At 62.2% G+C, this 25122-nt stretch carries 27 protein-coding genes; 8 read left to right on the forward strand and 19 right to left on the reverse strand.

Features of this window, described 5'->3' with window-relative positions:
• Positions 1 to 6: 6 nt before the first annotated feature.
• From dsbG to B1722_RS22595, 4 genes are all read right to left on the reverse strand, one after another.
• Complete coding sequence (gene dsbG, locus B1722_RS22580) at positions 7 to 777, reverse strand: thiol:disulfide interchange protein DsbG (protein WP_041069700.1); 771 nt, start codon at positions 775 to 777, stop codon at positions 7 to 9.
• Positions 753 to 1622, reverse strand: coding sequence for a TlpA disulfide reductase family protein (locus B1722_RS22585; protein WP_086794327.1), 870 nt, complete (start codon positions 1620 to 1622; stop codon positions 753 to 755). The genes dsbG and B1722_RS22585 overlap by 25 nt, the downstream gene beginning before the upstream one ends.
• Complete coding sequence (dsbD, locus tag B1722_RS22590; protein WP_086794329.1) at positions 1623 to 3356, reverse strand: protein-disulfide reductase DsbD; 1734 nt, start codon at positions 3354 to 3356, stop codon at positions 1623 to 1625.
• A gap of 124 nt (positions 3357 to 3480) precedes the next feature.
• Positions 3481 to 4164 (reverse strand): hypothetical protein, encoded by a 684-nt coding sequence (locus tag B1722_RS22595; protein ID WP_041069709.1) that lies wholly within the window; start codon positions 4162 to 4164, stop codon positions 3481 to 3483.
• Positions 4165 to 4460: 296 nt separating this feature from the next.
• Between B1722_RS22595 and B1722_RS22600 the strand changes: the two genes are divergently transcribed.
• The 5 genes from B1722_RS22600 (at position 4461) to B1722_RS22620 (ending at position 9017) form a co-directional block, all read left to right on the forward strand.
• Positions 4461 to 5141, forward strand: a complete 681-nt coding sequence (locus B1722_RS22600; protein WP_007969056.1) for a response regulator — start codon at positions 4461 to 4463, stop codon at positions 5139 to 5141.
• On the forward strand, positions 5141 to 6463 hold the full coding sequence (locus tag B1722_RS22605; protein WP_041069713.1) for an ATP-binding protein: 1323 nt from the start codon (positions 5141 to 5143) through the stop codon (positions 6461 to 6463). The genes B1722_RS22600 and B1722_RS22605 overlap by 1 nt, the downstream gene beginning before the upstream one ends.
• Before the next feature lie 204 nt (positions 6464 to 6667).
• On the forward strand, positions 6668 to 7153 hold the full coding sequence (locus B1722_RS22610) for a GNAT family N-acetyltransferase (protein WP_086794331.1): 486 nt from the start codon (positions 6668 to 6670) through the stop codon (positions 7151 to 7153).
• A gap of 143 nt (positions 7154 to 7296) precedes the next feature.
• Positions 7297 to 8709 (forward strand): aspartate aminotransferase family protein, encoded by a 1413-nt coding sequence (locus B1722_RS22615; RefSeq protein WP_041069719.1) that lies wholly within the window; start codon positions 7297 to 7299, stop codon positions 8707 to 8709.
• An 83-nt stretch (positions 8710 to 8792) separates the two neighbouring features.
• The gene (locus tag B1722_RS22620) at positions 8793 to 9017 is read left to right on the forward strand and encodes an MbtH family protein (RefSeq protein WP_041069721.1); all 225 of its coding nucleotides are present in this window, start codon (positions 8793 to 8795) and stop codon (positions 9015 to 9017) included.
• 143 nt (positions 9018 to 9160) lie between these two features.
• Here the strand turns inward: B1722_RS22620 and B1722_RS22625 are convergent, their stop codons facing one another.
• Genes B1722_RS22625 through B1722_RS22660 form a run of 8 tightly spaced genes read right to left on the reverse strand, consistent with a single transcriptional unit; the run spans position 9161 to position 15421 of the window.
• Positions 9161 to 10075 (reverse strand): metal ABC transporter solute-binding protein, Zn/Mn family, encoded by a 915-nt coding sequence (locus tag B1722_RS22625; RefSeq protein WP_086794333.1) that lies wholly within the window; start codon positions 10073 to 10075, stop codon positions 9161 to 9163.
• Complete coding sequence (locus B1722_RS22630; protein ID WP_003226663.1) at positions 10076 to 10975, reverse strand: metal ABC transporter permease; 900 nt, start codon at positions 10973 to 10975, stop codon at positions 10076 to 10078. It abuts the gene before it with no gap.
• Positions 10975 to 11820, reverse strand: coding sequence for a metal ABC transporter ATP-binding protein (locus B1722_RS22635; protein ID WP_086794334.1), 846 nt, complete (start codon positions 11818 to 11820; stop codon positions 10975 to 10977). Before B1722_RS22635 ends, B1722_RS22630 begins: the two co-directional genes overlap by 1 nt.
• Complete coding sequence (locus tag B1722_RS22640) at positions 11817 to 12746, reverse strand: metal ABC transporter solute-binding protein, Zn/Mn family (RefSeq protein WP_041069733.1); 930 nt, start codon at positions 12744 to 12746, stop codon at positions 11817 to 11819. The genes B1722_RS22635 and B1722_RS22640 overlap by 4 nt, the downstream gene beginning before the upstream one ends.
• A 35-nt stretch (positions 12747 to 12781) precedes the next feature.
• On the reverse strand, positions 12782 to 13357 hold the full coding sequence (locus B1722_RS22645) for a DUF6162 family protein (RefSeq protein WP_041069736.1): 576 nt from the start codon (positions 13355 to 13357) through the stop codon (positions 12782 to 12784).
• Positions 13354 to 13695, reverse strand: coding sequence for a hypothetical protein (locus B1722_RS22650; protein ID WP_041069739.1), 342 nt, complete (start codon positions 13693 to 13695; stop codon positions 13354 to 13356). The genes B1722_RS22645 and B1722_RS22650 overlap by 4 nt, the downstream gene beginning before the upstream one ends.
• Entirely contained in the window at positions 13692 to 14234 is a 543-nt protein-coding gene (locus tag B1722_RS22655) for a hypothetical protein (RefSeq protein WP_041069742.1), read from the reverse strand. The genes B1722_RS22650 and B1722_RS22655 overlap by 4 nt, the downstream gene beginning before the upstream one ends.
• Positions 14231 to 15421 (reverse strand): PepSY domain-containing protein, encoded by a 1191-nt coding sequence (locus B1722_RS22660; RefSeq protein ID WP_027613387.1) that lies wholly within the window; start codon positions 15419 to 15421, stop codon positions 14231 to 14233. Before B1722_RS22660 ends, B1722_RS22655 begins: the two co-directional genes overlap by 4 nt.
• 405 nt (positions 15422 to 15826) lie before the next feature.
• Between B1722_RS22660 and leuC the strand changes: the two genes are divergently transcribed.
• Together leuC and leuD are read left to right on the forward strand one after the other, a co-directional pair.
• A complete protein-coding gene (leuC, locus tag B1722_RS22670) occupies positions 15827 to 17245 on the forward strand; it encodes a 3-isopropylmalate dehydratase large subunit (protein ID WP_086794338.1) in 1419 nt (472 codons plus the stop codon).
• A complete protein-coding gene (gene leuD, locus B1722_RS22675) occupies positions 17242 to 17856 on the forward strand; it encodes a 3-isopropylmalate dehydratase small subunit (RefSeq protein ID WP_086794340.1) in 615 nt (204 codons plus the stop codon). Before leuC ends, leuD begins: the two co-directional genes overlap by 4 nt.
• A 123-nt stretch (positions 17857 to 17979) precedes the next feature.
• Here leuD and B1722_RS22680 read toward each other — a convergent pair whose 3' ends face one another.
• The 4 genes from B1722_RS22680 to soxR all read right to left on the reverse strand — a co-directional run bounded on the left by B1722_RS22680 (position 17980) and on the right by soxR (position 21080).
• The gene (locus B1722_RS22680) at positions 17980 to 18930 is read right to left on the reverse strand and encodes a LysR substrate-binding domain-containing protein (RefSeq protein ID WP_041069752.1); all 951 of its coding nucleotides are present in this window, start codon (positions 18928 to 18930) and stop codon (positions 17980 to 17982) included.
• Positions 18931 to 18953: 23 nt separating this feature from the next.
• Positions 18954 to 19829, reverse strand: a complete 876-nt coding sequence (locus B1722_RS22685; protein WP_086794342.1) for an alpha/beta fold hydrolase — start codon at positions 19827 to 19829, stop codon at positions 18954 to 18956.
• A gap of 238 nt (positions 19830 to 20067) precedes the next feature.
• Positions 20068 to 20526: a VOC family protein gene (locus B1722_RS22690; RefSeq protein WP_086794344.1), complete on the reverse strand. Its 459-nt coding sequence runs from the start codon at positions 20524 to 20526 to the stop codon at positions 20068 to 20070.
• 104 nt (positions 20527 to 20630) lie between these two features.
• Positions 20631 to 21080 carry a redox-sensitive transcriptional activator SoxR gene (soxR, locus tag B1722_RS22695; protein ID WP_086794346.1) on the reverse strand — a complete coding sequence of 150 codons (450 nt, stop codon included), beginning with the start codon at positions 21078 to 21080 and terminating at the stop codon, positions 20631 to 20633.
• A 92-nt stretch (positions 21081 to 21172) separates the two neighbouring features.
• On the opposite strand from soxR, the gene B1722_RS22700 reads away from it, so the two are divergent.
• On the forward strand, positions 21173 to 21538 hold the full coding sequence (locus tag B1722_RS22700; RefSeq protein ID WP_003226650.1) for an antibiotic biosynthesis monooxygenase: 366 nt from the start codon (positions 21173 to 21175) through the stop codon (positions 21536 to 21538).
• On the opposite strand, the gene B1722_RS22705 is transcribed toward B1722_RS22700, so the two are convergent.
• The 3 genes from B1722_RS22705 to ssuD form a co-directional block, all read right to left on the reverse strand.
• Positions 21535 to 22638, reverse strand: coding sequence for a sigma-54-dependent Fis family transcriptional regulator (locus B1722_RS22705; RefSeq protein WP_086794348.1), 1104 nt, complete (start codon positions 22636 to 22638; stop codon positions 21535 to 21537). The genes B1722_RS22700 and B1722_RS22705 overlap by 4 nt on opposite strands.
• A gap of 25 nt (positions 22639 to 22663) precedes the next feature.
• Positions 22664 to 23851, reverse strand: coding sequence for an acyl-CoA dehydrogenase family protein (locus B1722_RS22710; RefSeq protein ID WP_086794350.1), 1188 nt, complete (start codon positions 23849 to 23851; stop codon positions 22664 to 22666).
• Between the two features lie 128 nt (positions 23852 to 23979).
• Positions 23980 to 25119 carry an FMNH2-dependent alkanesulfonate monooxygenase gene (ssuD, locus tag B1722_RS22715; RefSeq protein ID WP_086794352.1) on the reverse strand — a complete coding sequence of 380 codons (1140 nt, stop codon included), beginning with the start codon at positions 25117 to 25119 and terminating at the stop codon, positions 23980 to 23982.
• Positions 25120 to 25122: the final 3 nt, after the last annotated feature.

Raw genomic sequence — 25122 nt, forward strand, 5'->3', positions numbered from 1 at the left:
TCTGGCTTATTTCGGCCCGAGAATTTTCGCCAGTTTCTCCGGCGAAGGCGCGCCTTGCTGCTGTTGCAGCTCACCCTTGTCATCCATATAGAAAATCGCCGGCGTCGCTTGCAGTTCCAGGTCTTCCATCAATTGCATGTTGGCGGCGAGTTTGGTCTGCACCGCTTTTGGAATGTCTTTCAAGGGCTTGAGGGTGCTGGCCTTGCCGGCTTTCTCATGGTCTTCCAGGGCTTTGGCCGGATCTTTCGCGGCCAGCAGGGCGGCGGATTTCGCCGGGCTGTCTTCGCGGATGATCCCGACCATGATGTGCCGCAGTTGCACCTTGCCGGCCTTGACCCATGGCCGCGCCTGTTCCCAGAACATGTTGCAGTACGGGCAGTTCGGATCGCTGAACAGGTACACGGTACGCGGCGCATCCTTGTTGCCGTCCTGAATCCAGTTGCTGGCTTCGAACTTGCCCCAGATTTCCTTGGCCATCGGCGCGTAGACCAGTTTTTGCAGCGGTTCGCTGCTCAAGTCCTTGCCGTCGGCGTCGTACAGATTGCCGAGCAACACATGCTGGCCGTCCGGCGTCAGGTACAGCGCCATGCCACGGTTCTGGTACTGCGCCGCATAGCCGCGCAAGCCGTCCGGGGCGTCGAACTGGCCGACGATTTTTGCGCCCTTGGCTTCGATCTGCTTGATCGCGGCGGGCAATTCTTCGGCAGCCTGCACCGACGGCAGGTGCAGCAGGGCAGTGCCCAGGGTCAGCGTCAGCAGGTGGCGGAGGCGGGGCATGGCAGTTTCCTTGCAGAGGTGGCCGGTGCGGCAGTTGGATTCGGGGTGTCGAAGTTTTCCAGGGCGCGGGCCAGACTGGCGTTCGACAGTTCGCCCAGATGGCTGCTCAGCAAGCGGCCGTCAGGGCTATAGAACAGCGTAGTTGGTAGCGCCATGGAACCCACGGCCTGGCCGAATCGGCCACTGCGGTCGAACAGCACGTTGTTCAGGCTCAGGCCCTGGGTTTCAAGAAAAGTCGCAACGCTTTGCATGCTTTCGGCCTGATTGACGAACAGAAAGGTCAGGTCCGGGCGTTGTTGTTGCGCATTTTCCAGCACTGGCATCTCGCGCCGGCACGGCGGGCACCAGGTTGCCCACAGGTTGATCACCAGCGGGCCGCCCTGATAGTCGCTGAGCTGGATGGTCTCCCCGGCGGCGTTGCGCAGAGTGATGTCCGGCAGGCGCGTGCCTTGTTCGTAGATATTCAGTGACAGGGTCGCCAACAGCCAGAACAGCACGCCACTGGCCACGCCAAAGCCCAGTGGCCGACGCAGCCCCGGGCGACGCCAGCCGCGATAGAGAGCGGCGAGCAGCAGCACGATCACCCCCGGCCAGGCGAGGAAACCGCCATCGCGCAGGTCGATGATCTGCCACGGATCGTTGCGATAGTGGCCCCAGTACAGGGTCACAAATGCCACGCGCGCCGCGAGCATGCCCAGCAGGAACAGGCTGAACAGCGCCGACTCGGGGTTATCGCCACCACGCTTGGCCACCCGCCAGCCGACAAAGGTCGCCAGCGCCAAGGCACTGATCAGCAACAGGTGGTTGAGCGCGATGGCAAAGGTGCCGAGGGTGAACGTCAGCATTTAATTGGCGTCTCGGGTGGTGGTCCAGTGTTGCAGGAACGTCTCGGCATCCACTTCGCCGGTAATGCGCTGGCTGCGCCGCTCTTCGCCGTCGGTGCCGATCCAGACAAAACTCGGTGGCCCCGGGACTTTGTAGCGGCCAAGCAGCTCGCGGCTGGCGGCATTGTCGGCAGTGACGTCGAGGCGCAGCAGGCGCACATCGCTGAGTGCCTGCATGACCTTGTCCTTGCCGAACACCTGTTTCTCCATGACCTTGCACGACACGCACCAGTCGGCGTAGTAATCGAGCAGCACCCATTGGCCCTGAGCCTTGGCGCTATCCAGTTCGCGCTGCAGGGCTGCCGGATCCTTGATCGTGGTGAACGCGTCATGCCCGCTCGGCGTGGTGCTGGCGACCCGGCCAGCGCTGTACACCTGCAACGGTTGATACGGGTCGTCACTGCCGCCAGCGGCACCGATCAGCAACAGACTGCCCCACAGACCGAGCAGCAACGAACTGGCGCCGAACACCTGGGCGACGCGGCCGAAGCCTTCCGATTGCTTCCAGGCGCAGAACGCCGCGATCAGCAGCAGCGCGCCGCACAGGCCCAGCCACAGCGACGAGTCCAGCACCGGGCGCAACATCAGCAGCGCGGTCGCGAGGAACAGGAAACCGAAGATGCCTTTGAGCAGGTTCATCCACGCCCCCGGTTTGGGCAGGAAGCGGTTGCCGACGGTCACCAAAAGCAACAGCGGCACACCGATGCCGATGCCCAGCGCGAACAGGATCAAGCCACCGTGCAGCGCATTGCCGCTCTGCGCGATGTACAGCAAGGCGCCGGCCAGCGGTGCGGTCATGCACGGGCCGACCAGCAGACCGGACAACGCGCCGAGCACTCCGGCGCCGATCAGGCTGCCGCCGTTACGGCTGCGCGAAGCGTGTTCGAGGCGATCACGCAAGGCTACCGGCAATTGCAATTCGAAGAAGCCGAACATCGGCAGCGCCAACACCACGAAAATCGCCGCAAAGGCACCCAGCAGCCACGGATTTTGCAGCCACGCCTGCAGGTTGGCGCCGAGCAACGAGGCGATCACACCCATCGCGGCATACACCAGCGCCATGCAGATCACATAGCTGCTGGCCAGGGCGAACCCACGGCGCGGGGTGGCACCACTGCCGACAATCATGCCCGCCAGAATCGGCAGCATCGGCAACGAACACGGGGTAAACGCCAGCAACAGGCCGAGGCCGAAGAACACCAGCAGGCTCCAGCCCAGCGCCCGTTGTTGCAGGCTGCTGGCCAAGGCTTGATCCGGCGCTTCAGCACTGGCCGTTGGCGTTGCTTTGCCGCCCAGGTCAATGACCCGGGTCTGCGGCGGATAACACAGGCCGGCATCGGCGCAGCCCTGATAGCTGACCTTGATCTGACCGCTGGCCGAGGCCGGGACTTTCACTTCCAGCCCTTGGCGATACACCGGTTGTTCACCGAAGAATTCGTCACTGTGCGACTCGCCCTCGGGCAACGTCGGCTGCTGCTCTGCCGACAAACCGTCGAATTTCAGGCGTTTCTGGTACAGGTAATAGCCGTCGGTGATCTGCCAGAACAGCTGGGTTTCCCCGGATTCCAGGCGTTCGGAGGTCAGCACGAAGGCTTTGTCGACCGGCAGAAATTCCGGTTTGGTCTCGAATGGATTGTTCCCGGCCTGGGCCAGGCTGGAGATCAGCAGTGCAAACAAAAGAAAAAAATGACGCATGGAGGAGCCTTGTCCCTGTGCAAGTCTGGTGCACAGTGGCGGGTGGCGATTAACCGATGATTAACCGCCCCGCACGATGTCGGATGGGCGACCCGACGCCGATTCACTGGTGCCTGCGAGTGGCTCAGTCCTTCAGCAGTCCCGGCCAGGTTGAGTCGGAGATTGTATACGGGCCAAATACTTTTTTCGCGCTCTGTTCATAACGCAGGTAGCGGTTGTCGTTCAGGAAAACATAAAAGTAAGTGTCGAAGGTCGGGTAGTCATTGGTGACGGCTGTCATCATTTGGCTTTTATATTCTTCCAGCGATGCCCAGGGCGAACCTTTAAGAGGTAGTAGTTCCAGGGTCTTTGAGTATATTTCGTAGATCAGATAGTTTCCGTCATTTAACAAGAACCAGTAACTCTCTCTTTGCGCAGTGCTTTCAGCCCACATGACGCCAACGATTTTGTCGTAGTAAGGCAATATTTTTTCCCACTTTGATTTTGCGATGGGGGTTTTCGAGAGTGCCTTGTCGGATTGTTGGCTGAACTCACAAACGGAGGGTGTTGTTCCTTCGTCGTAGAACAGCCAGAGCGTGTCGACGCCACCGTTCCAGTGGGTGGTCGTCGTGGTAAAGCCAAAGCGCAAGTCTGCAGCGGTCTTGTCGAAGCCTTCCCATTTGCCATCCACCGGCTTGGGGAAGCCGGAAAGTACTTTGTTATCCTCGAAGTCGAAACGGGAATAACTGTTTTTCTCCGGGAAGAAGAAATAAATGCGGTCGGGGCCGGTGCGCCAGTCAACGGCTACGAAGTTTTTTGTAATGCTCATTCATGGTTCCTTTAATAGGTTGATTTATGTTTTTAAAGTTTTGATTAGTTGTATGTAACTTGCGAAAGCGAGATTAGTTTTTAGTTGTGGGTTTGTATAGTTTGAAGGTGTTGAATTTCATGTCGGCTAGTTTGTTTTTATGTTGATTGAGCCTTGTTCTTGCGCAAGTTGTCTGTTGGCAGTTTTGAGTCCGGACCCGGCGAACAAACGAGTCGCTGCCGTGTTGGTTGTCGCCCTGCCATAATTGCGGCTTAATCCTGTTCTGTTCGACTTGCCTTTTATTTCAGGGAACCACCATGCACGTACTGGTTTGCGAAGACGATGAGTTGATCGCCAGTGGCATCGTCGCCGGCCTGACAGCCCAAGGCTTGACGGTCGAGCACGTCAATACCGCCTCGAAAGCACGGGCGATGCTCAAGGTCGCCGAATTCGACGTGATGGTGCTCGATCTTGGCCTGCCCGACGAAGATGGCCTCAAGTTGCTGCAACAACTGCGTCAACAGGGCCTGGAAATTCCGGTGCTGATCCTGACTGCGCGCGATTCGGTGACCGATCGGGTCGACGGCCTGCAAGCCGGGGCTGACGATTACCTGCTCAAACCCTTCGATCTGCGTGAATTGTTCGCGCGCCTGCAAACCCTGCTGCGCCGGGTCGCCGGGCGTAGCGTCAACCTGATTGAGCACGGTGCGCTGACCTACGATCCAAGCAGCCGCGAAACCACTCTGGCCGGGCAACCGGTGGATTTGTCGCGCCGCGAGCAATCGCTGTTGCAGGCGCTGTTGCACAACCGTGGCCGGGTGTTGTCCACCGAGCAGTTGAAGGACAGCGTCTACGGCTTCAATGATGAACTGGAGAGCAACGCCCTCAACGTGCATATCCACCACCTGCGCAGCAAACTCGGCAAGGGCATCGTCGAAACCGTGCGCGGTCTGGGTTATCGCCTTGGGCCGGCCGATGGTGGAGAACAACAGAAGTGATGAGCCTGCGTCTGCGCCTGAGTCTGACCCTCGGCGCCGCGTTTGCCCTGATCTGGGCCCTGGCCGCTGCCTGGATGCTCAGCGACTTGCGCAATCAGATGATGTTTTCCCTTGATCAGCGGTTGGTGGCTTCGGCGCGCATGGTCGCCGGGCTGCTGGAGCAACTGCCGGCGCTGCCGAGCAAGGGCGAGGGCACCCATTTCAGCGCCGAACAATTGAACATTCCCGGCGGCATGGCCTGTCAGGTCAGTTCGTTGCGCGGGGAGATTCTCGCGCGTAGTCACAGCAGTCCCGAGCAAACCCTGGAAGCAGAAAAAATGGGCTTCCATGACCAGATGATCGATGGCGCGCCGTGGCGCAGTTTTACCCTCGCGCGAGGCGACGTGCGGATCACCACGGCTGATCGGCAGATCGAACGCGAAGCGCTGAACATGTCGATCCTGCTGGCGGCCTCGGTGCCGGTCGGCGTGGCGTTGCTCGGTTGTCTGTGCCTGTTGTGGCTGGGCATCGGCCAGGGCCTGGCGCCGCTCAATCGCCTGCGCGAAGCCTTGATGCGGCGTAACGCCGATTCGCTGGAACCGTTGCAGTTGCAGTCGTTTCCCAGCGAACTGAAACCGTTGCTCGATACGCAGAACCAGCTGTTCCAGCGCATCGGCAAGACCATCGAGCGCGAGCGACGCCTGACCGGTGACGCCGCGCATGAACTGCGCAGCCCGCTGACCGCGATCAAGACCCACCTGCAAGTGGCGCGCATGACCGAAGGCAGTGCCCGCGATCAGTCGCTGGCGCGGGCCGAGGAGGGCGCCGACCGCATGCACCGCACGCTGGAGCAACTGCTGTTGCTGGCGCGGGTCGAGGGCAGTCTGTCGTTCGATGATGGCGTGCAGTGCAGCGCCGAGCAGGTGGCGAAACTGGCGATGCAGGATGCAGCGGGCGGTGAGCGTCAGCGCATCAAACTGCACTTGCCCAAGCAGCTCTCCAGTGCGCCGGTGCAAATGCCGGCGGTGCTGTCGATTGCCGCGTTGCGCAATCTGCTCGACAACGCCCTGCGCCATACCCCGGCGGATGCTGAGGTCGAGCTGAGTCTGGAAACGGTCGGCCAACGCGCCCGTTTTGTGGTGCGCGACCACGGCCCGGGGATTGCGGCGCAAGATCTGCAGCACCTGACCCAACGCTTCTGGCGCAACGGCCAGAGCACCGGCTGCGGCCTCGGCTTGGCCATCGTCCAGGCTATCGTCCAGCGCTGCGCCTGCACCCTGCATTTCGACAGCCGCGCGGATGGGCTGCGCGTTGAGCTGACCATGCCGCTACAGCCCCTCTGAAAACACTTCCCCCCTGTAGGAGCTGCCGCAGGCTGCGATCTTTTGATCTTGAAAAAATCAAAATCAAAAGATCGCAGCCTGCGGCAGCTCCTACAGGGGATTTGTGTTGGTCTACATCAAATGTAACTTCTCTCCATTAGTGATTCACAGCTCTCGACGCTAAGGTCGGGGCTGCTCTGACTCAATGGATTGAGGGAACGCGCCATGCAAGCACCGATCTGCATTCGTCCAGCGAAACCTGCCGACGCCGGCCTCATCAGTCGCATCATCGAGCGCTCGATTCGCGTCGGTTGTGCGCTGGAACACCGCAACGACCCGCAGCAGGTCAACCGCTGGATTGACCGGCAATCCGCCGACATCATCAGTGCGCGACTTGTCGACTCGCATTGCTACCTGAACGTCGCCCTGCTACAGGACAAACCGGTGGGGGTCGGCATGGCCACAGCCAGCGGTGACATCGGCTTTTGCCATGTGCAGCCGGAATGGTTTCGCCGTGGCGCAGGACGTGCGCTGATGAGCGACCTGGAAGGCTGGCTGCGGATTCGTGGTGTGCCGCAGGCGTGCATCGCCAGCACCCGCAGTGGCGCGGCTTTTTATCGACATCTGGGCTATTGCGATTCGGCGCCACCCGCCAGCGATCAGGGCTTGCACCGCGTGACGCTGTACAAGCCGTTGGCATTGCCTGGCTGACAACTTGATCAAGGGTCTAAATCCTCGCCCCGCTTAAGCGTTTCCAGAACAGGAAAACCTGCATGTGCGCCCCGCGACCGGAACGCGCACCTGTGCGGTGTGCTGTTTTGGTCACTATCCATAGCGTATTGAGGGGTCGAGAGATGTCAGTCGCCACCAGCCTTATCGAAGAGTCGTCGGGGCGGATCACCGCCGCGCCGGCGGAAACCCTGTACCAGTTCAACGAATCGCCACTGTTGGCCCGGCAGAGCCAGCAGGAGTCCAATGCCCGCAGCTACCCGCGACGCATTCCGCTGGCCCTCAAACGCGCCAAGGGCTTGTACGTCGAGGATGTCGAAGGCCGTACGTTCATTGACTGCCTGGCTGGTGCCGGCACGCTGGCCTTGGGGCATAACCACCCGGTGGTGATCGAGGCGATCCAGCAAGTGCTCGCCGATGAGCTGCCGCTGCACACCCTCGACCTGACCACGCCAGTGAAGGATCAATTCGTCCAGGACCTGTTCGGCCTGCTACCGCCGGCATTGGCAGCCGAGGCGAAAATCCAGTTCTGCGGGCCGACCGGCACCGATGCGGTGGAAGCCGCGCTGAAACTGGTACGCACCGCCACCGGGCGCAGCACGGTACTGTCGTTCTCCGGCGGTTATCACGGCATGAGCCAGGGCGCCTTGAGCCTGATGGGCAGCCTGGGGCCGAAAAAGCCGCTGGGCGCCTTGCTCAGCAACGGTGTGCAATTCATGCCGTTTCCGTATGACTACCGTTGCCCGTTCGGTCTCGGCGGCGCAGCCGGGATCAAAGCCAACCTGAGTTATCTGGAAAACCTGCTCAACGATCCTGAAGCCGGCGTGCAGTTGCCAGCAGCGGTGATTGTCGAGGCGGTGCAGGGCGAAGGCGGGGTGATTCCGGCTGATGTCGAGTGGCTGCGCGGTTTGCGCCGGATTACCGAGAAGGCTGGCGTGGCGCTGATCGTCGATGAGATCCAGAGCGGTTTCGCCCGTACCGGCAAAATGTTTGCCTTCGAACACGCCGGTATCGTCCCCGACGTGGTGGTGTTGTCCAAAGCCATCGGCGGCAGCCTGCCATTGGCGGTGGTGGTCTATCGCGACTGGCTCGACACCTGGCAGCCGGGTGCCCACGCTGGCACGTTCCGTGGCAATCAGATGGCGATGGCCGCCGGTTCCGCGGTAATGCGTTATCTGCTTGAGCACAAGGTCTGCGAACACGCCGCCGCCATGGGCGAGCGCCTGGGCGAACACCTGCGCATCCTGCAACGCGACTTTCCGCAACTGGGCGACATTCGTGGTCGTGGCTTGATGCTCGGCGTCGAGCTGGTTGACCCGAACGGCGCGCCGGATGCGCTCGGTCACCCTCCCGCGTTCGCGCGTCTGGCACCGCTGGTGCAGCGCGAATGCCTCAAGCGCGGACTGATTCTCGAATTGGGCGGCCGGCATGGCGCGGTGGTGCGCTTCCTGCCGCCGCTGGTGATCACCGCCGCCGAAATCGACCGCGTCGCCGAGATCTTTGGCCGGGCCTTGGCCGCTGCCACTGGCGCTGAGTAAATTTTTCGCAGCGCCGGACGTTCTTTCTACATAACCGGCTGCACTCGGCTGCAGCCCACCCTCACAACGATTGGAGAACCAGCATGACGTCAGTATTCGACCGCGAGGACATCCTCTTTCAGGTCGTGGTCAACCACGAAGAGCAATACTCGATCTGGCCGGATTACAAAGCCGTGCCGCAAGGCTGGCGCACCGTGGGCAAGAGCGGCCTGAAGAAGGAATGCCTGGCCTACATCGAAGAGGTCTGGACCGACATGCGTCCGCTGAGCCTGCGCCAGAAGATGGAAGGGCAGATGGCTGCTCAGTAATCTGACAGGCAAAAACAAACCCGCTGGACTGGTGACAGTCAGCGGGTTTTTTCATGGCCTTCAAACGATCGCAGCCTGCGGCAGCTCCTACAGGGTGTAAATATTCCCGTGTAGGAGCTGCCGCAGGCTGCGATCTTTTGATCTTAGGCCGAAGGCCCGCCGCTAAACCCCTTGAGCAACAAATCCACATTCCCCTCCAGCTCCGCCACCGGATCCGCTGCATCTGTACTCAACACCAGCAGATGACTCCCCGAGGCGGCAATTGCTGCTTTCACTGCCTCCGACGGCTGACGATGATGCAGCACCAGCGCCACATCGTTGTCCTTCAGCGTCGCCGTGAGTTGCTTCAGGTCCTGCGGCGTCCACTCGCTATCGGGTCGTGGATCCTCGCCGATCAGCTCCAGATTCAGGCTGCCGATCAGGTAACCGAAGTGATCGCTGAGGCTCATCACACTCAAGTTGTCGACCTCGGCCAGGCGCGCTTCGCTGTCGGCGCTGAGCTTGAGCAGGCGCTGTTTCAGCGCCGCCAGATTGGCCTCGATCTTCGGTTTGGCCGACGGCGCCAGGCGCACCAGATCCGCTGCGATCACGTCGGCCATGCGCCCCATGTTGTTGCTCGCCAGCCATGGCTGACTGTTCAAGCCATCGACCTTCAGCCCCGGCTGCACAGCGATCCCCGGCAGGGCGCCGTCCACCGGACGTGCTGCGTCGACCTCGACAATGCGAATGTTGCTGCGCCGTGCGATCGGGTACAGCGGATCATCCGCCCACAGCGAGCGCACGCCGATCACCGCATCGGCATCGCTTGCCAGTTTGCCCAGCGCCGGTGCGCCGCGACCGGTGAAGTACGCAGTCTGACGGCTGCCCGGCAGATTGGCCGGGGCCGCGCGTTCCAGGCTGACGTCGGTGCCTTTGAGCAGCACTTCGCCGAGGCCGTAGGTGATGGGCAGCGAGGCCAGTACGCGTAGCGGTTGAGGGTTTTCAGCCGCCAGCAACGGGCTGCCGATCACGCCGCACAGGGCCATGGCCAGGGTCAGTTTTCGCAGTGAGAAAGTCATTTATCCAAGGTTCCCTTTCAGACTCGGGACAACCCCGCGCGCGATGGCGGCGAGGGCGAAGGCGATGCCGGCGACCAGAATGATCGCGGCGCCGGACGGGATCGGCAGATCGAAGACGATCGGCGCGAGAATTCCGCACAGGGTGCTGACGGTGGCAATCAGCACCGAGCACCAGAAGAAGCCCTTGAGCGACTGGCTGAGCAAGCGTGCTGCCGCCGCCGGAATGACCAGCAATGCGCCGACCAGAATCGCGCCGATGACCTTCACCGCCGCGACGGTGATCAGCGTCACCAGAATCACGAACAGGTAATCCAGAGTCTTCACCGCAACGCCGCGCACCGCCGCCAGTTGCGGGTTGAAACTGGCCAGCATGATCCGGTTGTACAAAGGCAGTGCCAAAGCCATGACCAGCGAGCCGACGATGGCCAGCACCAGCAGGTCATTGCCATTGACGGTGAGCACCGAACCGAACAGCACGTTCTCCAGAATGTGCACGTTGATCTTGCCGGCCAGAATCAACAGCAGGCTCGCGCCGAGGGCCAGCGACACCGAGAGGAACACACCGATCAGGGTATCCGGCGCCAGGCCGGTGCGGTTGCGCAGGTAATTGAGCAGGATGCCGAACAACAGGCAGTAACCGAACAGGCTGCCGTACGGCCCGGTGTAGGGTTCGCCGAGCAGAATGCCGATGGCCACGCCGGTCAGCGCCGCGTGGCCGACCGCTTCGGAGAAAAACGCAAAGCGCTTGACCACCACCAGCGTGCCGAGGCCACCGAGCACCGGGCCGATCAACAGGCCGGCGAGCAATGCGTTGACCACAAAGCCGTAGGCCAGCGCTTCCGGCAGGTAGCCGGACGACGCCCAGCCCTGAACCATCAGACGAAAGGCTTCGTAACTCATCAGACCGCGCTCCGTGGATGGGTGGAAAACAGACTCAGCAGTCGCTCCGGAGTCAGCGCCTGTTGCGGCGTGGCGTCGAACAGCACGCGGCGGTTGAGACCGGTGACCCGGTCGGCCAGACGCTTTACCGCTTCCAGATCGTGCTCGATCCACAGCACGGTGATGCCGGTCGCGCGCCAGTCTCCGAGCAGGCGTTCGAAGACCTGAATTCCGGCTTCGTCGAGCGCCGACATTGGCTCATCCAGCACCAGCAATTGCGGGGCCGGGATCAAGCCTTGAGCGAGCAACACACGCTGGCGTTCGCCACCGGACAGCGCGCCCATGCGCCGCTTGCGTTTGTCCTGCATGCCGACCCGTTCCAGCGCCTCGCCGATGGCGTTGGCGTAGTGCTTGCTCAAACCGAGAAAGGCCGGCCGGCGCTGACACATGGCGGCCATGAAGTCGTCGACGGTCATCGGCAGGCCACGATCGAACTCCAGCGCCTGCGGCACGTAACCGATGGTCCCGGGTTGACCGGGCCAGTGCAGGCTCAGTTGACCTTGGTGCGGCATCTGCCCGAGCAGGGTTTTGATCAGCGAGCTCTTGCCACCGCCGTTGGGGCCGACCAGGGCGTGCACGTGGCCGGGTTGGACCTGAAAGGTGACGTTGTCGAGGATTGTCGTGCGCCCGAGCGTCAGGCTGACTTGTGCGAAATCCAGTGTCGGCCCCAATCCTTGTGGGAGCGAGCCTGCTCGCGAATGCGGTAGTTCATTCAATAATGATGCTGACTGACCGGACGCTTTCGCGAGCAAGCCCGCTCCCACAGGGGATGGTGGGGTGTCAGAGAGGGTTTCTTTTGCTGTCATGCCCCGGACTCCTGAATCGCCCGCACCACGGTGTCGAGGTTGCCGGTCATTTCCTTTTCGTACTTGTCGGCGCTGTATTCGCCGTAGGAAATGTGCGACAGCGGGTACAGCTTCACCCCGGACTCACGCTGGATGGTTTCGACGTAGGTCGAAGGGAAATCCATCTCGGAGAAGATCACCTTCACATCGAGCTCGCGCAGTTGGTCGATGGTCTTTTTCAACTGGCTCGGGCTCGGTTCGATGCCATGGGCCGGTTCGACCACGGCCGTCACTTCCAGACCGAATTCGCGCAGCAGATAGTCATAAGCCGCATGCACTGTGGCCACGCGCAGTTCGGCGTTCGGTGCCTCGGTCAGTTTGGCCAAGGCATCGGCGCGCATCTGCCGCAGGCGTTTGCCGTAGGCGCGGGCGTTCTGGGTATAGGTCTTGGCGTTGTCCGGATCGAGCTTGCCCAGCTCGCGGGCAATATTGTTGACCTGAGCAATCGAGGCGCTGATCGACAGGAAGGTGTGCGGGTTGACCACTTTGCCGGCGCCGCGCGCCGCGGTACCGGTGGCCGCCAGCAGCGGCACGTTTTCGTTGGCTTCGATGGTCTTGATGTTTGGCGTTTCGCTGGCGGCGATCATGCGGTCGGCGAAGTCGTCATGACCGACCCCGTTGAGCACGATCACATCCAACCCGCTGATGCGCTTGATGTCTTCCGCGCGTGGCTCGTAGGCGTGCGGGTTGAAACCGGCGGGAATCAGCGGCACCACCTCGGCCTTGGCGCCGACGATATTCGCCACATAGCTGTAATACGGGTGCAGGGTGATGCCGATGCGCAGGCGTTTACCCGGATCGGCGCTGGCCAGCGGGCTCAGCAGGCACGCGCACAGGCCTAAGAGCAAGGTGCGCAGGAGGGGACGGCGAGTCAGTGAAATAAGCATGGGCAAGCGGTCTTCTCTCGGGTGAAGGCGAAGGTTCAGTGGCGATGCTCGCGGGTCACACCGGCATCGAACTGCGCGACGATCTGTTTCCAGCCAGCGGCGGACAGCGCGGCGTCGGTGAGGTCGGCGGGCGTCTGCAGCTCGGCGGCGCGGTTGAGCCAGATGTCCGGCGCGGCAGTGGCGTCGGCGCTCAGCCGCATCACGAATGAACCGGCGACGGCGGGCGCCTGGCTGTGGCCGAAATAGGCGGTGTCCGCCAGCAATTGCCAGACGTGACCGCCTCGGCTGACCGAACTGGCGTCCTGGGCGAACGGGGCGAAACCTTCTTCAGCCAGGGTCTGTGGCGTCGGCAGGCTTTGCTGTTCTGCACGCAGCAGGCGGATTTCATCGAGGGTCACCCGCAGGTCGGCGTAGATGCCTTGCTCGGCGGCGCTGAGGTCGCGCCGCGCATCGAGCTGATGGCTGGCGACTGGTTCCGGTTCATGGGACACACCGCGCCATGCCACCACCGAGCCGGCGACGGCAAGGATCAGCAAACACAACAGCAGAACGTTAAGGGTTTCATGCCCGGCACCGGCCGGGCGGACGACTTGCGTGGTGGGCGTGCTCATGGGGCCTCGATGTCGGCTTGGTCGATTTCCACGACGTGGCCGGGGCCGGCGTCGAACAGCACGTAAAACTCGGCTGCCGGTTTCTTGAACGTCACGGTCGAGTCGGCGCCGAGCTTGCCCGGCAGCAGAATGGTTTCGTCGTAACCGATCACATCGAGGGTCACCCCCGGCGCGCCGCTGCCGTCGGAGAAGCCGCCGGTGCATTTGATCTGCTCGGCATCGACGGCTTTGCATTCGCACATTGGGTTATGGGCCAGGGCGCCGGCGCTGAAACCTGCGCACAGCAGCAGTAACGCGGCGCGCAACCGCAGGCGGGAAGGGCGTTGAACGCGGTTCATGGTTTGGCTCCTTGTTTGGTCAGCCAGGCGAGGGTCGCGGGAGAGGCCTGGCTCAGGGGAATCGAGGCTTGGTGCAGGCTGCCGTCCCAGCCTTCCATGGTGATCCACAGTTCGGCATCGGCCTTGGTCTTTTCCGCCACCGGCAGTTGCGCGCCCATGCGATACGGGGTGCCGAAGAAAATCACCCCGGCGGCGCGCAGGCTGCGCGGTTTGCCGATGCGCAGGTAGGTGGCCTTGACCTGTTCGACACAGGCATCGCAGAGGGCGGCATTGAAGTCCTTCATGTAACCGGCGGGGCCGCTCAGGCGCGGTGCTTCGTTACGCAGTTCGGCCAGGCGCAGGCTCCACGGGCCGACCTGGATCTCGCCTACCTCATGTTCACCGAGGCCGACGTCACCGCGAAACAGCGCGGCATCGGCGAAGTACTTGGGCATGAACCCCAGCGGAATCAGCAGCAACAAGGCGTTCAGGTGAAAGCGCCATTTGTGCCAGAAGCGGCGCAGGGCGGACGGTTGGGCAGTGCGATTGGACGGGCTCACAGGCTGACCTCCGCCGGTTCACGGCTGACGCGGGGGCTGCGGGCCTTTTTATTTTCGCGCTTGAGGGCGTTGGCGGTGGCCAGCGCGGTGCGCTTGGTCCAGATCAACAGGCCGCTGAGGACCATCATGCTCAGCAGCAGGCCGAAGAAGAACCAGATCAGTTTGATCCACAGACCGCCGAAATCACCGGTGTGCAGCGGTCGCATCGACTCGGTGACGAACTCCAGCGAGGAGCGGTCAGTCAGCAGTCGCGTGGCGGCCATCTCACCGTTGTACGGGTTGAGCGTGGCGGTCTGGAACATCAGCGGATACCAGCCGCGACCGCCAAGGCTCAGGTGGCTGTAGGCATTGCCCGGCAGGCTGACGAAGCTGACTTCCAGCCCGGGGATGTGCTGTTCGGCGATCTGCACCGCGCGATCAAGGCTGATCCGTGGGGGAGGACTGGCGTCGCTCGACATCGGTACGCTTTCCCGGGACATGGCGGGAATGATCGGCTCGCTGCTGATGGACACCTGGTTGTCGGCCAGAATGGCCTGGATCAAAAACCAGGTGCCGGTGATCGAGATCACCGCGATGAACCAGATCGACCAGATGCCGCTCAGTCGGTGGAAGTCGCCCCAGAAAATCCGCGCGCCGTGGCGAAAACGCAGGGTGGGTTTGAAGAAACCTTTCCAGAAGCGCTTGTACACCACCAGCCCTGTGACCAGCGAAGCGAGCATTGGCAGGCCGAGGAACGACACCAGGTACCAGCCCCAACTGAAACCGTTGGTGAACGGCACCAGCCACCAGCCGTGCAGGGCGCGGGTGAACGCCTTGAAGTTGAAGTCCGGCGCCGGGCCCTGGATCACCCCGGTGTACGGGTTGACGTAGACCGTCTGCGAGCGGCCGTCGGGGTAGCTGACCTCGACGTCGAGGGCGAAGTGCGATTCGTCGGGGCGGCTGATGCTTTCCACCAGCGTCTGCGGTTCGGCCTGTTTGATCGCGGCCAGCACCTGATCGTAACTGAGCCGCGGTGCGTCATCCGATGGCTGGCTGGCGCGCATCTGCGGGTTGGCCAGCCAGACGATTTCCTGGCTGACCACCGCCAGCGTGCCGGTGACACACACGATCAGGACAAAAAACCAGATCGGCAGCGCGAGCCAGCTATGCACCAGGAACCACAGTTTGGAACGGGATTTCTTCGACATGTTTGCGCGTCTTGATTTCGATGAAAGGGCACGCGGCTACGGGCTTCGCAGCGCGGGTGTCCGCAAAAGGCGCGGTCGTGGCGGTTGCCTGTGCGAACGGCCTGCATCTCTATAGGACGGATGAGCCGGACAAATCCCGAAAGGTGATATGAAAGCAAATGTTTCGCACTTCCCCCAGTCACCACCAACCCCTGTGGGAGCGAGCTTGCTCGCGAATGCGGTAGATCATTCAACATTGATGTCGACTGACACGACGCCTTCGCGGGCAAGCCCGCTCCCACAGGGGCGTTCGGTGATCAGCCGATCAAACACGCTTCATGAATGCTGCTCTCACTGCCTGCCAATTGATGCGATCAAGGCGCTGCCTATGATGGAAAGCACTGGATTCCCCTAGTGAGCCCCCTGATGAACCCCAGAACCCTCTACGACAAACACATCGATTCGCACACCGTGTGCCGCCTCGACGATCAGGGCCATGTGCTGCTGTATATCGATCGCCAGGTGATCAACGAATACACCAGCCCTCAGGCGTTCAGCGGTCTGCGTGCTGCCGGGCGCAAGGTCTGGCGGCCGGGCACGGCGCTGGCGGTGGTCGATCACGTCAACCCGACCACGCCGCAACGGGTGGCGGCAATGCCCGATGCCGGCGGTGCGCGGCAGGTGTCGTATCTGGCGGAAAACTGCCGGGACTTCGGCATCGAACTGCTGGATATCCTCGACAAACGTCAGGGCATCGAGCATGTGATCGCCCCGGAGCAGGGTTTCATCCTGCCGGGCATGGTCATCGCCGCCGGCGACAGTCACACCACCACCTACGGTGCGCTGGGGGCGTTCGGATTTGGTATCGGCACCTCGGAAATCGAGCACCTGCTGGCCTCGCAAACGCTGGTCTACAAGCGCCTGAAAAGCCTGCGCGTGACGGTGGAGGGCGAGCTGGCGCCGGGGCTGACGTCCAAGGATGTGATCATGGCGCTGATCGGCCGCATCGGTGCGTCGGGTGCCACGGGCTATGCGATCGAGTTCTCGGGTTCGACCATTGATGCGCTGAGCGTTGAAGCGCGGATGACCATTTGCAACATGGCGGTCGAAGCCGGCGCACGCGGTGCGTTCATGGCGCCGGACGAAAAAGTTTTTGCTTATCTCAAGGGCAAACCCCGCGCACCGCAAGGCGAACTGTTAGCGCGCGGCGTGGAAAAATGGCGTGAACTGCGCAGCGATCCCGGCGCCGTGTTCGACCGCGAAATCCATCTCGACGCCAGTCTGCTGGAGCCGATGGTCACCTGGGGCACCAGCCCCGATCAGGCGGCGCCGATCGGCGCGCAGGTGCCGGACCCGCAACGCATCGACGATCCGATCCTGCGTCAGGACATGCGCCGCGCCCTGCATTACATGGGCCTGAAGGCGGGAATGGCGCTGCGCGATATCGTCATCAGCCACGCTTTTATCGGCTCCTGCACCAACGCGCGGATCGAGGATCTGCGTGACGCAGCCAGCGTGGTGCGCGGTCGGCGGGTGGCCGGGCATGTGCGGGCGATGATCGTGCCCGGCTCCAGTGAGGTTCGCGCTCAGGCTGAAGCCGAAGGGCTGGCGCAGATCTTCATCGACGCCGGGTTTGAATGGCGTCAGTCCGGCTGCTCGATGTGCCTGGCGATGAACGATGACGTGCTCGCGCCCGGCGACCGCTGCGCTTCCAGCACCAACCGCAATTTTGAAGGCCGCCAGGGTGCCGGGGCGCGCACGCACCTGATGAGCCCGGCGATGGTCGCCGCCGCCGCGATCAGCGGTCACCTCACCGACATCCGCCACTTTGGAGAACGCCCATGAGCCTGCAACCCTTCACGCAAGTCAGCGGCCGCGCCGCGCCGCTGCTCGCGGCCAACGTCGATACTGACGTGATCATGCCCAAGCAGTTTCTCAAGGGTATCGACCGTCAGGGGCTGGATCGTGGGCTGTTTTTCGATCTGCGCTTTCTCGCCGACGGCACGCCCAACCCTGAATTCGTGTTGAACCAGCCGCCCTGGCAGGGCGCGAGTTTTCTGGTAGTCGGGGCGAATTTCGGCTGCGGTTCCAGCCGCGAACACGCGGTGTGGGGGTTGCAGCAAATGGGCATTCGCGCGCTGATCGGTAGCAGTTTTGCCGGGATTTTCTACGACAACTGCCAGCGCAACGGGGTGTTGCTGATCACGCTGGATGAAGCGCAGGTGCAGCGTATCGGCCGGTTGGTGAGTCAGCCTGAATCGGCCCGGATCAATGTGGGTCTAGAGGCGCAGCAGATCCATCTGGCGGACGGTGAAGTCATCGATTTCCAGATTGACGGCTTGCGCAAGACCGCGCTGTTGTTGGGGCTGGATGCGATTGGCAGTACCTTGCAGCGGCGAGCGCAGATCGAGGCGTTCGAGCGCGAACATCTGGCCGCCAACCCGTGGCTGACCTGACACGCCTTTTACCCTGTGGGAGCTGGCTTGCCAGCGATGAGGCCAGCACATCCGACATTTATATTGGCTGAGCTGACGCCTTCGCTGGCAAGCCAGCTCCCACAGGATTTTGTGGTGTCTGGGCTAGAGAGAAAGATCCTTGAAATGCCCCTGCAAAAACTCCACACACGCCCGTAGCTTCCCGGAGTTGGCCAGCCGCGTCGGGTACACCGCCCAGACATTGGCGCTCTGGCTGTAATCGGCCAGCACCGGCAGCAGTCGGCCCTGTTCCAGCAACGGTTTCACATCCCACAACGAACGCAGCAACACGCCGCGTCCGTCGAGCGCCCATTGCAGGACGATCTCGCCGTTGTTGGAAGACAGCGGCCCACTGACCCGCACGCTTTCCTGCGTGCCGTCGCGATCCAGATGCCAGACGCCGAAAGCGTTGTCGCGCTCCTTGATTACCAGGCAGTCATGCTGTTGCAGATCCTCCAGCGTTTGCGGTGTGCCACGGCGTTGCAGGTATTCGGGCGCTGCGCACAACACCCGGCGATTACTCACCAGTTGCCGGCCGATGTGCTGACCGGGCAGGTCGTCGCCGACGCGGATTTCCAGGTCGAAGCCCTCGTTGACGATGTCCACTGCACGGTCGAACAAGTCCAGGCGAATCTGCAACTGCGGGTGCAGCTCGGCCAGCCGTGAAACCGCAGGCGCCACATGATTACGGCCAAAACCGAAACTGCTGCAGATGTGCAAGCGCCCGCGCGGGCTGTCGTGGGCGTCGGCGAGGTCGTCGCGCAGTTGCTGGAAGTCATCGAGAATACGCAAAGCCCAACGCTGCACCCGCTCGCCGTCCTCGGTCAGCGACACCCGGCGACTGGTGCGGTGCAGCAGGCGGGTGCCGAGGGTCGATTCGAGAATCTGGATGCGTTTGCTGACGTAGGCCGGGCTCAGGCCCAGCTCATCGGCGGCGGCTGCGAAGCCGTTCTTGCGGATCACGGTCAGCAGCACCCGCAGGTCTTCGGGCAGGGGCACGGGGTCTTGGTTCTGGGACATGTGGGAACGAGCACTGGCGGCACAAGCCGCCAGCATAGCATCGGTGGGGAACGCTCGATTCAGCGCAGGAAATCCAGCGCTTCGGAGAGCAACCGTTCGGGCACTTCCTCGGCCAGATAATGCCCGGCCGGCAGCGCTTTGCCACTGACGTTGGTTGCCACGTGCTGCCATTCCTTGAGCGGGTCGAAGCAACGCCCGACCGTGCCTTGCGCGCCCCACAGCACCCGCAGCGGGAGGTCAAGATGATGGCCGGCAGCGAGGTCGGCCCGGTCATGTTCCAGGTCGATGCTGGCGCTGGCGCGGTAGTCCTCGCAAATGCCGAGGGCGCTGCCGGGACGTTGCAGACACCGCAGGTATTCGCTGAACGCTGGCCCGGTAAACGGCGTGAGCCCGGCGCTGCGGCTGCCCATGACGCTGCGCAGATAGCCTTCGGGATCGGCTTCGATCAGGGTTTCCGGCAACGGTGCCGGGCGGATCAGGAAGAACCAGTGCCAATAGGCGCGGGCAAAGGCCTCGTTGGTCTGCGTGTACATCGCCAGGGTCGGGGCGATGTCCAGCAACATCATCCGTTGCACCGCAGCGCGGTGGTCGAGGGCCAGGCGATGGGCGACCCGCGCGCCACGGTCGTGGGCCAGCACCGAAAACTGTTCGAAGCCCAGCGCCTGCATCAACTCGAGGTTGTCCCTGGCCATTTCGCGTTTTGAGTAATGACGATGCTGTTCATCGGCAGCCGGCCGGGCGCTGTCGCCGTATCCGCGCAGGTCGGCGGCGACCACGGTGAAATGCTCCGCCAACTGCTCGGCAATCTTGTGCCAGATCACATGGGTCTGCGGGTGCCCGTGCAACAGCAACAGGCCCGGGCCGCTGCCACCGAGGCGGTAAGCGATATCGACGCCGTTGACATGGCGCTGGTCTTTGCTGAATCCGGCAAACATCGGGCTGATCCTTGTTCAGGTGCGGGTGGATGCATCGTGAAAGTGTTCGGCATTCGGGGCAAGGGTTGAAGCGTGGTGTGGTGGTTCATGAAGTGTGATGTGTGTCGCCAGGGCTGGCCCCTTCGCGGGCAAGCCTGCTCCCACAGTGTTTTTCTGTGTGACACCTATCGTATAAACATTGGAGATCCCTGTGGGAGCGGGCTTGCCCGCGAAGAGGTCAGCCCAAACCCTGAAAATCTCAACCCTGACTGAACATCTCCATCGCCCGCTGCTTGATCTGCTCTTCCGTCAGGTCCTCCTTGCGCGTGGCGAGAAACCACACGTGTCCATAGGGATCCTTCAGCGTCCCGCTGCGATCACCATAAAACTGATCCTTGACCTCGGACACCGCTTGCGCCCCGGCCTCCAGTGCTCGCTGAAAAGATTTGTCGACATCGGTGACATACAGATGCAGACCGACCGACACGGCATGGTCCGGGCCGCTCAATGGCCCTTGATCGCACGGTGTGCCGAGCATGATCGCGCTGTCGCCAATGCGCAGTTCGGCGTGACCGATGCGGCCGTCCGGCATGTCCAGGCGCATGACCACCGTGGCGCCGAAGGCTTTTTTATAGAATTCGATGGCCTCGGCAGCCTCGAGGATGCCGAGGTACGGGGTAATGCTGTGATACCCCTCGGGAATGGGTTTGACGCTCATGACGTTCTCCCTGTTCTTTGTTTTGCGAGGTAGGGCTCCACCGGATTTGTGGAAGATTCACTATAGAACTGTCTGCGCGGGCAGAAATTTTCCCCGACGAGCCGTCAACCGAGAAAGTGTGCCCCCGGCCCTTTCTCACCGAGCACATCGCCCTGATTGCGCAACGGGCAAGCTTCCATCGACAGACAGCCGCAGCCGATGCAGCCGGTAAGCCGGTCACGCAACAAGGTCAGCTGATTAATCCGTTCATCCAGCTCGCGGCGCCATTGTTCGGAGAGGATTTTCCAGTCCGCTGCGGTTGGTGCGCGGTCGTCGGGGAGTCTCTTCAGCGCCTCGCCAATCTCCGCCAGCGGAATACCCAGGCGTTGCGCGACCTTGATCAACGCTACTCGGCGCAAGACCGCCCGTGGATAACGGCGCTGATTGCCGGCATTGCGCTTGCTCTTGATCAGGCCTTTGGCTTCATAAAAGTGCAGGGCAGTGACCGCGACACCGCTGCGCGCGGCGACTTCGCCGACGGTGAGCGGTTTGTGCAGGTTTTCCGGGGTGATCATTTTGCAAAGGGCTCTTGACCTTGACTTAACTAGAGGTTTTACCCTGCAGGTCTTCGAGTCGCAAGACTCGGCTTAATCAGTGGGGACTTCTCATGCAAACCTCAGCGAAAAATCGCAGTTTTACCCAATTGATCGAATTCGAGATCGAGCCGCGTCAGCAGCCGGCATTGGTTTCGGCGCTGTCGCAGCAGAGCGAACATCTGGCGCAGCGCTACGCAGGCTTCGTCAGCGCCAGCGTCCAGGTCAGCGACGACGGTCGGCGGGTGCTGAGCTTGCTGCAATGGCAAAGCCGCGAAGCCGGGGAGGCGGCGTTCTGTCGCTATGAAAGCGGCGAGCAGGATTTCTGGCAGCTGATCCGCGCCCATCAGGCGAAGACCGTGACCTTCAATTCATTTCAGGTGTTGAGCAGCATCGCCCGCAGCCATGACGATGCGCTGCACTGCAACTTGGTCGGCTAGATCGACAACTGGATCAGGCGTTCACCGCGCAGGTTCTCCGTGAGCCGCCGCTTGTTTACCGCCAGTTCGCCGATCTTGATCAGCCGTGTGCGCGTGACGTTGCGGCTCAGACCGAGCAGCGCGGCGGTGTGCACCTGGTTGTAATGGCAGAAGCGATAGGCGGCGCGCAGCAGGGCGTCTTCGACCTTTTCGTGGAGGGCGCCGGCCTGTTGCTCGAAGAGCTTCTGGAAGGCTCGCTCCAGCAACGCTTCCGGTGAATCGTCGGCGCTCGACTGCTGATCGTCCGCGCGCTCGATGCGCAGGTTGGACAGGCGCAGATCATCACGCTCGATCACGCCGTTGCGGCAGATCAACAGGGTGTGATGGATGACGTTTTCCAGTTCGCGGATGTTCCCCGGCCAACTGTAGCTGCGCAGTTTCTGTTCGGCACCGGGGCTGATGTTGACCCGTCCGTAACCCAGGCGCTGGCTGTAGGCCTCGATGAAATGCCGGGTCAGCGGCAGGATGTCGCCGGGCCGTTCGCGCAGCGGACTGAGTTCCAGATTGACCACGTTCAACCGGTAGAACAGGTCTTCGCGGAAGTTGCCGGCATTGATCGCTTTCTCCAGTTGCACGTTGGTCGCGGCCAGCACCCGCACATCGATCGGAATGCTCTTGCGCGAGCCGAGACGCACCACTTCGCGCTCCTGCAGCACCCGCAGCAACTTGACCTGAATTGCCATTGGCAAATCGCCGATTTCGTCGAGGAACAAGGTGCCGCCATCCGCCTCTTCGAACCAGCCGGCCTTGGCGCTGAGCGCGCCGGTGAACGCGCCTTTTTCATGGCCGAACAGCTCGGCTTCCACCAGTGATTCGGAGAAGGCGCCGCAGTTGACTGCGACAAACGGCCGATGCCGGCGGTGGCTCAGATTGTGGATATGACGCGCCACCAGTTCCTTGCCGGTACCGGTCTCGCCGATGATCAGCACGCTGGCTTCGCTCGGCGCGACTTGTTGCAGATGCGCCAGCAAGGCCTGGGATTTCGGGTCTTCAAAGACCTGCGCGGTGGCACGGATCGACGTCGCCAGAGCGGGTGAGGGCGGAAGGGTCAGCAGTTGCATGGGACTCGCTCCATTAAAGGCAAGATCAGGAATAGAACGTCGGCACTGGCAGCGCCTGGTTCAGCGCCCAGTCGCCCAGCTCGTGGAGTTTGTAATCGAGCGGGTCGTGCAGAGTCTGCGTGCGCAGGTTGCGCCAATGCCGATCGAGACGCAGCGAGGCGTGGGTTGAACGCGCGCCGGTGACTTCGAACAAACGGCAGCAGATATCCAGCCCCTGACGACTGGCGGCGACCTTGGCGGTGGCAATCGCCGTGGCCAGATGTCCACGTTCTTCTGCGGTCAGGTTCGGGCCTTTGGCCCAGGCCTCGTCGAGCAGCGCGGCGGCCCGCTCGACCAGCAGACGAATGCCTTCCAGCGCCACCCAGAATTCGCCGTAATGCGCGAGCACGTACGGATCTTCGCGTACGTTGCGGGCAGCGGATTTGTGCCAGAGCCGGGTTTCGCTCAGGGTGTATTGCCGGGCTTCCTCAAAGGCACCTTCGGCGATCCCGAGGAACATGTGAGTGAAGGTCAGTTGCGCGATCAGCGGACGCAGGCAGGCGAACGGTGTGCTCAACGGGCCGGGATCAAGCAGCAGCTCGGATTCTTCGACCCGCACCCGTTCGAACGTGGCACTGCCGCTGTCGGTCTGGCGCTGGCCGATATTGTTCCAGTCGTCGTGCAGAGTGATGCCGCTGCGACCGCTGGGGATCGCCGCGATCAGCAACTTGCCGCCGGCACTTTCGTCGACGGCGGAAGCGATCAACATCTGCGAATCGCTGGCGCCGGAGCAGAAGCTTTTCTTCCCGGAAAACTCGCGCCAACCGCCGAAGTCCTTGACCACAGTGCGGGTGTCGAGCGGGTTGAGGGCGTTACCCCAGAACCAGTTCTGCCGCGCGGTCTGTTCGAACCATGGCTGCCATTGTTCGGGCCGCGAGAACAGGCGCACGGTGGCAAGCATCAGGTGATGAAAGCCGAAGACGTGGGCGATGGAACTGTCGACCTTGGCGAACTCGCGCACGACTTGCAGGGTTTCGCTCCATGTCGCGCCAAGGCCGCCGTAACGGGTGGGAATGCTCAGGGCCAGCAGGCCGCTGTCGCGCAGGGCATCGCGTTCGGCCTTCGGCGTACCGCCGCGCTCGTCACGCTCGACGGCGGTGACGGCGAATTCGGCGGCCAGTTGGCGCGCGGTCTGCAGCGGGGAGAGCAGGGTGCTTTGTGGTTTGGCGGTCACACCAAATCTCCTATGTTTTACAACTGTCCTGTAGGCGCTGCCGAAGGCTGCGATCTGTTGATCTTGCTTGTAAAAAACAAAGTCAAAAGATCGCAGCCTGCGGCAGCTCCTAAAGAGTTTGTGTTGGGTCAGGACTTGGTGGGCAACACATCGTTGGCAATCATTTCGCCAAACGGCCCGGTCAGGTTGGTCACGCCGCGTCCGGCCAGACTTGCATACGGCTCGGGCAGCAGTGGGAACACCCGTTCGGCAAAGCGATAAGCTTCTTCCAGATGCGGATAACCGGAAAAGATGAAGCTCTCGATGCCGAGGTCGGCGTACTCCTTGATTCGCGCGGCCACTTGCTGCGGATCGCCCACCAGCGCGGTACCGGCACCGCCACGTACCAGACCGACGCCGGCCCACAGGTTGGGGGCGATTTCCAGGTTGTCGCGACGCCCGTCATGCAACGCCGCCATGCGCCGCTGGCCTTCGGAATCGAAACGCGAGAAGGATTTCTGCGCGGCCTCGATGGTCTCGTCGCTGATGTGCTCGATCAGTTTGTCTGCGGCTTTCCACGCTTCTTCGGCGGTCTCGCGAACGATGACGTGCAGGCGAATACCGAACTTCACCTTGCGCCCATGGCGAGCGGCGCGTTCTCGCACATCGGCAAGTTTTTCGGCGACGGCGGCGGGCGGTTCGCCCCAGGTCAGGTACACGTCGACTTGCTCGGCAGCGAGATCATGCGCGGCGTCGGACGAGCCACCGAAATACAGCGGTGGATAGGGTTTCTGCACGGGCGGATAAAGGGCTTTGGCGTTCTGTACTTTCAGGTGTTTGCCTTCGAAATCCACCGATTCGCCTTGCAACACCCGGCGCCAGATCTTGAGGAATTCGTCGGTGACTTCGTAGCGTTCGCTGTGGCTGAGGAAGCTGCCGTCGCCACGGTTTTCGTCGGGGTCGCCGCCGGTCACCACGTTGATCAGCAGGCGGCCGTTGGACAGTCGATCGAGCGTCGCCGCCATGCGCGCCGAAACGGTGGGCGAAATGATCCCCGGACGGATCGCTACCAGATAACGCAGGCGCTCGGTCAACGGCACCAGCGCCGAAGCGATCACCCACGAGTCTTCGCAGGAGCGCCCGGTGGGAATCAGCACGCCGTGGTAGCCGAGGCTGTCGGCGGCTTGCGCCACTTGTTTCAGGTAATTCAGGGTGACCGGGCGCGCGCCTTGGGTGGTGCCCAGGTAATGCCCGTCACCGTGGGTCGGCAGGAACCAGAAAACATCCATGAA

The organism is Pseudomonas sp. SCPG-7, from assembly GCF_002156405.1.
Lineage (GTDB): Bacteria > Pseudomonadota > Gammaproteobacteria > Pseudomonadales > Pseudomonadaceae > Aquipseudomonas > Aquipseudomonas parakoreensis.